The organism is Opitutus sp. (assembly GCA_024998815.1).
Taxonomy (GTDB): domain Bacteria; phylum Verrucomicrobiota; class Verrucomicrobiia; order Opitutales; family Opitutaceae; genus Rariglobus.
Map to the genome: position 1 here is coordinate 646,276 of JACEUQ010000001.1, position 12,398 is coordinate 658,673.

Consider the following 12,398-nt stretch of genomic DNA (forward strand, 5'->3'; position numbering starts at 1 on the left):
TTAGCGTCCTTTAGCGTTTATTAGCGGTTAAAAACTCGGTTCGGCGGTTACCCGAGTACCTCGGCCAGCTTGGCAACGTCTTTGCCGCCACCCATGGCGAAGTCGGGTTTGCCGCCGCCTTTGCCTCCGAGTTGCGCAGTCAGCGCCGAGATGATCTTGCCGGCCTGGTGGCCGGCCTTGATCGCCGCCGGCGAGGCGAAGGCGACCAGCGAAACCTTGTCGGCACCAAACGCAGCACCGAGCACCACCACGCCTTCACCCAGCTTGGCTAAAACCTGCGAGCCGAGCTCACGTAGCGTCTCCGGCGCATCGACCGCGACCACGGCGGAAACGTAGGGCAGGCCATCTTTCTGGCCGGCCTTGGCTGCGAGGTCGGTGGCGAGAGCGGCGGCGGCGCGCTGTTCGTGGGCTTTGAGCTTTTTCTCGGACTCGGCCTTTTGGCTGAGGATCGAGTCGAGCTTTTGCTCCACCTGGGCCAACGGCACGCCCACTTTGACGGCGAGGGCGTTGAGCTTTTCTTCGTGCGAACGCACGTAGTCGTAGGCGGCCTGTCCGGCAACGGCTTCGATGCGGCGGGTGCCGGCAGCGACACCACCTTCGGAGATGATTTTAAAGAAGCCGATCTCGCCGGTCGTATTCACATGGGTACCACCGCACAGCTCCAAGCTGTAGCCGCCGATATCGACCACGCGCACGCGTTTGCCGTACTTTTCGCCGAAGAAGGCGAGGGTGCCCTTGGGCTTGGCGTCGAAGTCGGTTTCGTAGCCCTTGACCTCGGCGTTATCCAAAATGCGCCAGTTAACGATGCTCTCGATTTCGTGGAGTTGGGCCGGGGTGATCGCTTCGAAATGAGCGAAGTCGAAACGCATGCGGTCCGTGGCGTTGAGCGAGCCGGCCTGGCGCACGTGGGTGCCGAGCACGCGGCGTAGCGCAAAGTTGAGCAGGTGGGTGGCGGTGTGGTGGCGCTGGATGGCGCGGCGGTGAATCATGTTCACGCCCGCTTCGACCGTCTGGTTGACCAGGGAGTAAATGAACTCGTTGGTGACCGTGCGGGCTCCTCGCGGCGCATCGGGCAACAGGTTGCCTTCTACGTTGGAAACCTTGTGCAGGTAACGCCCGGACTTGTCCTTAATCGTGTCACTGATCTGCACGGCTTCACCGTGAGCCAGCAGCACGCCGCAGTCGCCCAGTTGGCCGCCCATCTCGGCGTAAAACGGGGTCTGATCGAAGACTAAGTAGGTGTCGGTTTCGGTGCGCACCACCTCGGTGACGACCACGCCAAAGGATTGGGATTTCCCAATAACGTAGCCGATAAACGGCGTGGGTTTGGCCTCGGCGGCTTCGGCACCCTCGGTGGCGGCGACGACGATTTCTTTCTTGGTGGAGGCGCGGCCGCGGTTGCGTTGTTCCTCCATCAGGCGCTCGAACTCGACGTTGTCCACGGTCAGGCCGCGCTCGGTGGCGAGCAGTTGGGTCATGTCGAGCGGGAAGCCGTAGGTGTCGTAGAGTTCGAAGGCGAGTACGCCGCTGATTTGCTGGGCGCCTTGGGCGGCTTTGGTGAAAAGGCCCAAGCCGCGGTCGAGCGTGCGGCCGAAGGATTCCTCCTCGCTCTTGATCACGCGGCGGACGATTTCCTGGCGCTCTTTTAGCTCGGGGAAAACGTTGCCCAAGCTCTCGACGACGGGCGTGACGAGTTGCTCAAAGAAGCCGGTTTTGAGGCCGAGTTTGGTGCCGTAAAGAATGCCACGGCGCAGGATGCGGCGGATAACGTAGTTGCGGCCGTCGTTGCCCGGCATGATGCCGTCGGCAATGGCGCAGCTGATGGTGCGGGCGTGGTCGGCCAACACGCGGAAGGCGATGTCGGTGTTTTCCTGCTCGGTGAGGCCTTCGCGTTTGGTGGGAACCGTGCCGGTGTAGGTCTTGCCGGACAGCGCGGTGACCGTGGCGAACAACGGGGCAAAAACGTCGGCGTTGTAGTTGGACGGCTCAGGGGAAAAATCGGTGAAATTCTTCGTCGTGGCCATGATGCCGGCGACGCGCTCGAAACCCATGCCGGTGTCGACGTGTTTGGCGGCCAGCGGCGAGAACGTGCCGTCGGCATTGGCGTTAAACTGGATGAAAACGTGGTTCCAGATCTCGATGCAGCGCGGCGAGGAGCTGTTCACACCCTTGCGGCCCTCGGCCTCGTCGTCGTTTTCCAAAAGATTAAAATGGATCTCGGAGCACGGGCCGCAGGGGCCGGTGTCGCCCATTTGCCAGAAATTGTCCTTACGATTGCCGTGGACGATGTGGAGCGCGGGATCGAGGCCCTCGGCCTTAAAAAGCTCGGTCCAAATCGCGGCGGCTTCGTGGTCGAATTCGGACGGATCGCCGGGTTTGGGGGCGTAAACGGTGGCGTAGAGGCGCTTGGCGGGAATGCCCCAGACCTTGGTCAACAGGTGCCAGCCCCAAGTGAGCGAGTCTTTTTTGAAGTAATCGCCGAAGGACCAGTTGCCCAACATTTCGAAGAGCGTGTGGTGGTAGGTGTCGTAGCCGACGTCCTCTAGGTCGTTGTGTTTACCACCGGCGCGAATGCACTTTTGGGTGTCGGCGGCGCGGGTGTTCGATGCGGCGCGGACACCGGCCCACTTGGAGACGTCGGCTTGTTTATCACCGAGGAAGATCGGCACGAACTGGTTCATGCCGGCGTTGGTGAAGAGCAATCCGGGTGAGTCCGGCAGCAGCGACGACGAGGGCACGATCGTGTGCTGCTGGGCGTGGAAGAAATCGAGGAAGGACTGGCGGATTTCGGCGGAGGTCATGGAGCAAAAATAAAGGGGATGACAACAAGGCGAGGGAGCAGCGTTAGCAAGGCGTGAATCGGCCCCTCGGCAGGTCGGCAGCGCCGATTCATAGCGGGAAGTTTACCGAGGTAAGTGCGCGGAGCGCGCGACGGTCATGATTTTCGGACATGTGGGCGATAAAGTCGGAGGTATAAAGGTGGCGTTTTTTAGTTCGTTGACCGCGCCAGTGCATGAACAGGCTGTTGGCCCAGCGGTTGAACATGCCGTGGATGCGCACCGCGTTCGGGCGGCGTAATCGGCAGCGATCATCCTGGCGCGAGGCGTCGAGGCGGGCATGCAAACCGGTCTTGATTCCCCAGTGCGCAATGTTGACCTCCAGCCATTGGGCGGGAGTCAACTCGGCGGCGGGGCGACTGGTGATCAGCGCCACGGTCTCGGTGGGCTTGCCGTGGCGTTTTCGGCAGATTCTCGCGGCTTGCGCCACCAGGGGGAAGCAGGCGCTTTCCGCGCTCAACTCGCGCGCCACCAGGGTGCGCGTCACGGGGTGCTTCTTTTCCTGGGTGGTACGTTGCTCGGCAGCGGGATCTTTTAACGGGTCAAAAAAGGGGCGCCCGGATCGGGCACTTGCGCTGCTACGATTTTCTGCAAGCCGGGCTGATTGCCTTTGACGGTGAACAGGTAGTCGCCGCCATGCTCCAGTACGATCGCCCGCGCGGTGTCCGCCTGGGTATGCAGGGCATCAAGGCTCACGAGTTTATCGACCAAATCGAGTCTCTCACACAGGGCGCGGGCGGCGGGAATCTCGTTACTTTTTTCGGCGACGACCTCGCTGCCGAGATAAAACAAGCTCGGCGAGGTAACCGCGGTCACGACGTTTTGTCCGCCGCTGTGCTTGGGGACTTTGCCGTCGATGACCACGATCTCGGTGGCGGGAGGCTCGCCTCGCACCTGGCGTTGGTGGGCGAGTAAAACCTCCTCGATGCGCGCGGCCTGCACACGGGCGAACAGACGGCTGAAGGTGGGCTGGCTGGGAGCGCCGTATTTGCCGCGGCGGCGGATCACCCCGAGGGCTTGGCGTTGGACCGGGGAGAGCCGGCGGGCGAAAGCGGCCAGGTCACGTTGGCCGCGGGGTGCTCCGGCCAGATAGGCCGCCGCCGTGATCGCCAGCAGCGCGTGCAAGGGATAGGCCCCGATGTAGGCGCGGTATTCAGGCACTTGCCGGAAGGCCTCCGCCAGGCTGATTAAATCGGGGGCCTTCAGGGTACTTCGCACCGGAACTTTCGCCTCCACCGCAGCCAGCGAGGGTTTGATCTGCCCTGCCTGAAGAGCTCTCCGGGCCCGGGGCTCCAGCTCGCGCACAAACAAGCGCTTGGGCTTGGCGTGGTGCTCGTAGTAATCGCGCGACTTACGCGTGTTGCCCTTGGTCAGGCCCAACTCGGTCCACCCGGATGCCTTGTATACACTTCCCGTAAAACGCTCGGGGTCGACGAAGGTTTCCACGACGAGCACGGGGTGCTCGTAACGCGACTGCCAGTCGGCACTGAGCCGGCCGAGCACCCGGCTCAAAACCGCCGAGCCCAAGTTGGGCACCGCCGGCTTGGGCAGCAGCAGGAACCGCACGTTGTTGACCACCAGCGCCAATCGGCGTCGGCGCTGTTCTCCACTCCAGCCAATCCACGCCTCCCGGCCGCGCAGGTGCAGCGCCGCCGCCGCAAACACCAGCACCGCCACCCAGGTGCCCTGCGCATCGCTCACCGCGTACAGCAGCCGCTCGCCCACCGGTTTCACCGCGCCCAGATAGTGATGCTCCTCAAGCAGCCCCTGCGCTCGGGCGTTTAACTCGGGGCTGTCTAGCACCTGCACCTGCAAGTGGCGCAGCGAAATCACCTCCCCTTGGGGGTTCGACGGGTTCGTTTCGGCCGGCATCATTCACCCAGCCAAAATGATTTCCTGGGGCTTGTCCCGCTTATTCCGCTCCTTTGTTAGTATTCAGGTGTTTAGCTGTTCAATGAATCGGCGGTGGCAGGTCGGTTTAATTTGGTGATATACTCGCGCCAAAAACGTCCATTAGCTGCGCCCACCAATGGCCAAGCGTAAGCCCTCCCGTCCCGCACCCAAAAACGTCACTCCGGTTTCAGCTAAACCCACCGTTAAACGTACGCCGGCGGCATCCCGCACTCCTGGCACTGCTGTAGCCCCAGCCAACACGCCCCCGAAGCGTGCCCTGACCCTCATCGGTGTCGGAGCCTCGGCAGGCGGACTTGAAGCGATCGATGCCTTTTTACGGTCAGTTCCCCTTGGCGCTAACTGTGCAATTGTGGTGGTGCAGCACCTTGATCCGACGCACAAAGATTTCCTCCCTGAATTACTCCAGAAAGTGACGCCACTGAAGGTTCAACGTATTCAAGACGGCACCCGCGTCCGGCCTGATAACGTCTATGTGATCCCGCCAAACCGCGATGTCTCGATTAAGGCAGGGGTGTTGAAATTGCATGTTACGGACGGGGCGCAGGCCGTGCGCTTGCCGATCGACTTCTTTTTCAGCTCGTTGGCAGAAGCTCAGCAGGAACAGAGTATTGGGGTTGTCCTCTCGGGCATGGGCAGTGATGGAACGGCGGGGGCCAAAGCGATTAAAGAGCACGGTGGCGTGGTTCTTGTGCAGGACCCCACGCAGGCTAAATTCGCCAGCATGCCGAGCAGTGTTATCAACGCGGGGTTAGCTGATGTTGTGGCGCCCGTGGAGGGGCTGTTCGCGAGCCTAGAGCAATACTTGCAGCATGTTCCCCTGCTGCTTCGGCCCGTGACGGCCTATGAACCTACTGAGGAAAACTCGATGGAGAAGGTGGTGCAAATTTTGCGCAGCCACACCGGCCACGATTTCTCGCTGTATAAACGCAGCACGTTGTATCGGCGTATCGAGCGGCGCATGGCGTTGCACCAGCTTGAAAAGATCGAACGCTACGTGCGGTTCCTGAGCGAAAACCCGCAGGAAGTGGATCTCCTGTTTCGTGAGTTACTCATCGGTGTAACGCAGTTTTTTCGCGACCCCCTGCTGTGGGAAACGCTCAAGAGCCAGACCTTGCCCGGCCTGCTTGCCCGCGACGCTGGTTCGCCGACGTTGAGGGCGTGGATACCGGGTTGCTCGACGGGTGAAGAGGCTTACTCGCTCGCCATGGTGTTTAGGGAAACCCTCGACAGCTTGCCTGGAAAAAGCGCGTTGACCCTTAAAATCTTCGCCACCGACATCGATCCCGATGCGGTCAGTAAAGCCCGACAAGGATTGTTCCCCGCCTCGATTACCGAGTCCGTGTCGGCGGAGCGCCTGAGCCGCTTTTTCACGAAAGAGCCCCGGGGCTATCGAATCGCCAAAGAAATCCGTGAGATGATCATCTTTGCGCCGCACAATCTGATCATGTCGCCGCCGTTCACCAAGTTGGACCTGTTGAGCTGCCGCAACCTGCTGATTTATTTTACGGCTGAGCTGCAAAAGAAACTCATCCCGTTGTTTCATTACTGTCTGAACCCCGGCGGAGTGCTTGTGCTGGGGAGCGCGGAGACAATCGGCAGCTTTACGGATTTGTTTAACCCCTTAGATGGCCCGGCGCGGGTTTTTCAACGACAAGAGAATTGGCTAACAGGACACAGGTTGGAGTTCCCCTCCTCGTATGTAGCGGCCTCTTTAATACCTCCCCACCTGGAGAGTTCAGCGGACGTAGGGCATGACAACCTGCAACACCAGGCGGAACAATGGTTGCTCAAAAATCAGGCTCCCGCCGCAGTGCTCGTGACGACAAAGGGCGACATCCTTTATATCAGTGGGCGCACCAGCCGTTATTTGGAGCCGGTTGCGGGTAAGGCCAATTGGAACCTCTTCGCCATGGTGCGCGAGGGCTTGAGTTACCCGCTCCATCAGGCCTTCGAGAAAATCGCCGGCCAGACCCACTCGATCACCACGCGTTCCTGTAAAGTGGATACCGGGGACTCGACCTGTTTTGTTAAAGCGACGCTGCAGCAGATCACCACCAAGGGTGCCTTGAGCGGGCTGGTGATGATCGTGTTCAGCGATGGGGTAGATCCGGCGCAACCGCAGGTGCAGCGTCGGGTAAAGAACGCCAAAGGCAGTGATCGCTTGCGTGAGCTCACTCAAGAGCTCGCGCACATGCAGCAGCAGTTGCAAACCACGCGCGAGGACATGCAGACATCGCAGGAGGAACTCAAATCCGCCAACGAGGAGCTGCAGTCGGCAAACGAGGAATTACAGTCCACCAATGAGGAGCTCACCACCGCGCAAGAGGAGATGCAGTCGCTCAACGAAGAATTACAAACGGTGAACGGCGAATTGGAGGCGAAGTTAACCGCGCTGGCCTCTGCCAGCGAGGACATGGCCAACCTGCTCAACAGTACGCAAATCGCCACGCTTTTTCTCGATGGTAAGCTGCGGGTGCGCAGCTACACGCCGCACGCCACGGCGCTTATCCACCTCATCCCGAGCGATGTCGGCCGACCGGTCACCGACTTGGCCAGCCACCTGATTTACCCCGAGATGATGGCTGACGCACGCGAGGTCTTACGGACCTTGGTGCCGATTGAAAAGGCGCTGATCACCCAGGACGGCCGCTGGTTTGCGCTGCACGTGATGCCTTACCGCACCATGGATAATCGAATCGACGGCATCGTGATCACCTTCACCGACATGACCGGCGTGCGAAAACTCGAAAAGCAGTTGCGTGAGACGATGGGCAAAAAGAAATCGAAAGCGTAGCGGATGGGGTGGGGCGGTTTATTCCGAAAAAGTAGCGCAGACTTCCAGTCTGCTTTATGCTGATCTCAATCGATCTCCGCTGAAGCAGACTGGAAGTCTGCGCTACTTTTTCGAGCGGTGCCGGAGCCCTTACATTCCATTCATCAACTGGTTCAGGTTTCCGATATAGCCGGCGTAGGCTGAAATCACGATGCAGAGGACGAGACCGGCGACGGCAAAAAAGAGCACGCTGGGGTAGATCGATGCGGCGAGTTTGAGCTGTTTTTGGGCGAGTTCTTGGTGGGTGGCGGCCAGGTGCAGGAGGTTTTGGTCGAGATTGCCGGTGATTTCGCCGGTGCGGTACAGGGAAACGAAGGCCGCAGGGAACACGGGTTGGGCGTTGAGTAAGGTGCTCGGGGCTTCGCCGCGGTCGATCGCCGCGCAAATCGTCGTGGCGGCCGCCGCAATGCGCGGGCTGTTGGCAATCGTCCCCGCTTTGTTCCACGCGTTTCCAATGGGTGCGCCGGCTTCGAGTAGGTGGCCGAGGGCGAAGGCGAAGTCGGCGAGCGCCTGCTGGCGGCGGTACGCACCGATTGCCGGCAGCACGTTGAGCAAGCCGAGCGCAAACGGGTTGCGGCGGCGCACCAGTACGCTCAGCAGCACCACTGCACTCCAAAAGGGCAGGATAATCATCAGCACTCCGGCAATAAATCCGGGCGTGCTCCAGTGCAGGCCGGTTTCCCAATTCAGGAGGCGGAAATAAGCGAAAACGAGCGCGCCAAAATGCAGCACGCCGACCGGATAAAGGCAGGCTTGCACCATGCGGCCTTGCTGGAGCCCGAGTTCCTCGTGTCGCACGGAGAGGTTTTGCAGGATGCGCGGAAGTCGGCCGGTGTCGGCTGCTGCGATGAGAAAGGGGCGATCGTCGGCGGGCAACCAGTCGCCGGCCGCGGTGAGGATGGCGGCGATGGGCTCACCGGCTTCGATGCGCTGCACCAGTTGGGCGCAGTCGTCGGCCGGTGCGGCGGAGCGATCAGCGAGGGCCTGCGCCAGAGTGAGGCCGGCACCGAGCTGCTGGCTGATTTGGAGGTAAAACGAGGCGAGTTTGGCGTGTGATAGGGGCAAGGCGTTAAACCAATGCAGGTGGCCGCTGGATGCGAGCGCGCAAAATGAGGGGGCGTTTCCAGTTCTAAAAAGCCTGCCGACAAGATTGCCGTGGGGGGGAAATCGACCCACAAGGGAGGAATTATGTTCACCCTTGGCACCTTCGCCCCGCCCGCCTCAGCCCGCGCCACGCGCGTCTTGCTCCTCGGCTCAGGCGAGTTGGGCAAGGAGGTTGCCATCGAGCTCCAGCGCTTGGGCTGCGAGGTCATCGCCTGCGATCGCTACGCTGGTGCCCCGGCCATGCAGGTTGCTCATCGTAGTCATGTGTTTTCGATGCTCGACGGGGCCGAGTTGCGCCGCGTCATCACGCTGGAAAAACCCGATCTGGTGGTGCCCGAAATCGAGGCAATCGCCACCGAGGTGTTGGTCGAGCTGGAGGCGGCCGGCCAACGCGTGGTGCCGACCGCCCGCGCCGCGCGTCTGACCATGAATCGCGAGGGCATTCGCCGCCTGGTCGCCGAGGACTTAAAAATGCCCACTTCGCCGTACCGTTTCGTGGGCACCGCCGAGGAGGCTAGCGCTGCGGGCGCACAGTTGGGTTACCCGTGCGTGCTCAAGCCGCTTATGTCGTCGAGCGGGCATGGCCAGAGTGTGGTTAAAACAGCCGCCGACATGGCCGCTGCGTGGACCTACGCCCAGGAGGGCGCGCGGGCCGGGGCGGGGCGGTGCATCGTCGAGGGGTTTATCCGTTTCGATTACGAGATCACCGTGCTGACCGTGGCGGCGAGTAACGGTATCCAATGCTGCCCTGCCGTCGGCCATGTGCAAATCGACGGTGATTACCGCGAGAGTTGGCAGCCGTGCGCGATGTCGCAAAAGGCTTGGGAACAGGCGCAGATCATCGCCAAGTCGGTGGTGGCGAATCTCGGTGGCTGGGGGCTGTTTGGCGTCGAGTGTTTTGTCTGTGGCGACGAGGTGATTTTCAGCGAAGTGAGCCCGCGTCCGCATGACACCGGCTTGGTGACGATTGGCAGCCAGCAGCTGAGTGAATTTGCGCTGCACGCACGGGCGATTTTGGGGCTGCCGGTGCCGCCGGTGGTGCTGCTGCGGCCGGCGCACAGCGTAGCATTACTGGGCCATGGTGAGGGAGTTCCGGTTATCTCCGGAGTTGCCGAGGCGCTGGCCGTGCCCGAAAGCCAGATCCGCTTGTTCGGCAAACCCGAGTGCCGCGGCCATCGCCGCCTGGGCGTCGCCGTGGCCACGGGAAATACCTCTGAAGAGGCCCGCGAGCGCGCCCGCGCCATGGCAGCGGCCATCACCATCACGGTGGGCTGAGGCGGGCGTTGGATAAATCCGGAGCGAAATCCCCCGCGTAGTTCCGCGCCAAATCCGCGACTGGAATCCTCGTTGGGATTCCAGTTGTCCGTCGCTTGGAGTTGCTTCTCCTTAGGGCCGAGCGGGTAAGGGGTTTTTGGCGCGCCCTTTTGGGCGTCTAGCCGTTGGTTTTTTCCCGCGCATTCAGCGGGACTTTAGCTTTTGGGTGGTTTTTTCTTTGGTTTTTTTTGGTCCTGTTTAACCCTATTTTGTCGAACGGGTTAGGGTGATTTCTTGGGGGGTTTGGCCGGCTTTTTCCTGATTATTTTTAAAAATAATTCAACTGCGCGCTAAAGTTTCCGCCGAAAGCGTCGTTATTAAAGGCATCTGAGGGAAACCCCTCAGCTGGATCGGCCCGAATCCTTCTTCGGCCCGTCGCCCTACGGACAGGGTCGTTTAATCAAGGAAGAACATCATGTCTGTCGTCATTAACACCAATTACGCGGCTACGGTCGCTTCGAATAACTTAGCCACGTCCAATAGCATGCTGCAGAAGAGCCTTAACCGGCTTTCTAGCGGCTCGAAGATCGTTTCCCCTTCTGACGATGCGGGCGGTCTTGCTGTATCCATGAAGCTCAGCGCCACGGCCAAGCGCCAGGGTGCGGTGAACAACAACATCGGCAATGCGGTTTCCCTCCTGCAGACGCAGGACGGCGCATTAAAAGTCACCGGCAGCGTCCTGGCCCGCATCAGCGAGCTGAAGGTGCTCAACAGCGATGTCACCAAGAGCTCGAGCGACAAGGATAACTATAACACCGAATTTGTGTCACTGCGCGCTCAGTTGACCGCGCTCACCAGTGAGAAGTTCAACGGTATCAGCCTGTTCGGTACCAGCACCATGGCGATCGCCACCACCGAGGACGCTTCGACCTCCTCCTCGGTCACGGTTGCCGCCCGCGATTTAGGCCATACTTCCTCCGGTGTCGGCGCCGTCGCCACCACCGCCACCAGCTTGACCGGCCTTCTGCTGACCGATGTCACCACCGCCTTGGAAAATGTCGCCAACATGCGCGCTTCCAACGGTGCCGAGCAAAGCCGCCTGGGCTTCGCTTCAGAACTGTTGACGATCAACAAGGCCAACCTCGAAGCCGCCACCAGTCGGATCACCGATGTGGATGTGGCTGAAGAATCTACCAATCTCGCCCGGTGGAATACGCTGGTCTCGGCAGGCACCTCGATGCTGTCGCAGGCCAATCAAAGCGCGCAGACCGCGCTCAAGCTGCTCCAGGGCTAATAGTAACCTCCGCGTCCGCCGCCTTCGCTTCCGGCGAGGTCGAGCCGACGGGTGGATAGAGCGGTGGGTTTCCCACCTTGTCGGTTGCCGTGGGTGGTACCGCCACCCGGCACTATATAAATCCAAAAAAAAGGGCTTTGCCCCTGCATGGCCTGATCCGGACCCCTCCGGTTCCGTGACGACGACGGATGTCGTGTAAAACTATCAAGGAAAGATAATCCCATGGCTGTTGTATTAAATACCAACTATTCAGCGACGATGGCGGCCAACAACTTGGCCACGTCGAGCTCGATGTTACAAAAGAGCCTCAACCGGCTCTCCAGCGGTTCAAAAATAGTAAACCCTTCCGACGACGCCGGCGGTCTGGCCGTCGCAATGAAGCTCAGCGCCACCGCAAAGCGCCAGGGCGCGGTTAATAATAACATAGGTAACGCCGTTTCATTACTGCAAACCCAGGACGGCGCCCTCAAGGTGGCCGGTAATATACTAGCCCGCATCAGCGAACTGAGAACGCTCAATGATGACGTGACCAAGAGCACCGGCGACAAGGCCAATTATAATACGGAATTCACCGCCCTGCAGTTGCAGCTCACCGCGATCACTTCGGAAAAGTTCAACGGGGTTTCAATGTTTGGCACCGCTTCAAATATGACGGTCAACGGCACGGAGGATGGTTCCACCAGCAGCCAGATCGCCATAGCGACCCGTGATTTGGGCAATACAGGCAGCGGCGTGGGGGCGGTTACCGCAGCCGCATCTCTCAGTGCAATCACTTCGGTTACAACCATTACCACCGCTTTGGAGAACGTGGCCAACATGCGTGCCACCAACGGCGCTGAACTCAGTCGACTCGGGTTCGCCTCGGAACTTTTGATTATAAACAAAGCCAACCTGGAGGCCGCGACAAGTCGGATAACCGACGTGGACGTGGCGGAGGAATCCACCCAGTTGGCACGTTGGAATACGATGGTCTCGGCGGGCACCTCGATGCTCTCGCAGGCCAACCAGAGTGCGCAGACCGCACTCAAGTTGTTACAGTAATCAGGTTTTATACAAAAGTAGCGCAGGCTTCCAGCCTGCTGGTTTTAAACTTCGGGCAGACTGGAAGTCTGCGCTACTTTTTCGCACCTCTCGCGTTCAGCGATGATCGCTCCCCCTTATT

The 12,398-nt window shown here is 60.3% G+C and carries 8 protein-coding genes; 4 read left to right on the forward strand and 4 right to left on the reverse strand.

Translation table 11 applies throughout. From position 1 onward, the window contains the following. Positions 1-47 precede the first annotated feature (47 nt). The 3 genes from alaS to H2170_02780 form a co-directional block, all read right to left on the reverse strand. Entirely contained in the window at positions 48-2,801 is a 2,754-nt protein-coding gene (gene alaS / locus H2170_02770; GenBank protein ID MCS6299012.1) for an alanine--tRNA ligase, read from the reverse strand. A gap of 88 nt (positions 2,802-2,889) precedes the next feature. After that, positions 2,890-3,324: a hypothetical protein gene (locus H2170_02775; GenBank protein MCS6299013.1), complete on the reverse strand. Its 435-nt coding sequence runs from the start codon at positions 3,322-3,324 to the stop codon at positions 2,890-2,892. A gap of 47 nt (positions 3,325-3,371) precedes the next feature. Then, positions 3,372-4,712, reverse strand: a complete 1,341-nt coding sequence (locus H2170_02780) for an ISAs1 family transposase (GenBank protein ID MCS6299014.1) — start codon at positions 4,710-4,712, stop codon at positions 3,372-3,374. Positions 4,713-4,866: 154 nt separating this feature from the next. On the opposite strand from H2170_02780, the gene H2170_02785 reads away from it, so the two are divergent. After that, positions 4,867-7,545 (forward strand): PAS domain-containing protein, encoded by a 2,679-nt coding sequence (locus H2170_02785; protein ID MCS6299015.1) that lies wholly within the window; start codon positions 4,867-4,869, stop codon positions 7,543-7,545. 129 nt (positions 7,546-7,674) lie between these two features. Here the strand turns inward: H2170_02785 and H2170_02790 are convergent, their stop codons facing one another. Beyond that, a complete protein-coding gene (locus H2170_02790; GenBank protein ID MCS6299016.1) occupies positions 7,675-8,649 on the reverse strand; it encodes a type II secretion system F family protein in 975 nt (324 codons plus the stop codon). A gap of 123 nt (positions 8,650-8,772) precedes the next feature. Between H2170_02790 and purT the strand changes: the two genes are divergently transcribed. The 3 genes from purT to H2170_02805 all read left to right on the forward strand — a co-directional run bounded on the left by purT (position 8,773) and on the right by H2170_02805 (position 12,277). After that, entirely contained in the window at positions 8,773-9,963 is a 1,191-nt protein-coding gene (gene purT / locus H2170_02795; GenBank protein MCS6299017.1) for a formate-dependent phosphoribosylglycinamide formyltransferase, read from the forward strand. A 454-nt stretch (positions 9,964-10,417) separates the two neighbouring features. After that, positions 10,418-11,236 carry a flagellin gene (locus H2170_02800; GenBank protein ID MCS6299018.1) on the forward strand — a complete coding sequence of 273 codons (819 nt, stop codon included), beginning with the start codon at positions 10,418-10,420 and terminating at the stop codon, positions 11,234-11,236. Positions 11,237-11,458: 222 nt separating this feature from the next. After that, positions 11,459-12,277 carry a flagellin gene (locus tag H2170_02805; GenBank protein ID MCS6299019.1) on the forward strand — a complete coding sequence of 273 codons (819 nt, stop codon included), beginning with the start codon at positions 11,459-11,461 and terminating at the stop codon, positions 12,275-12,277. Positions 12,278-12,398 lie beyond the last annotated feature (121 nt).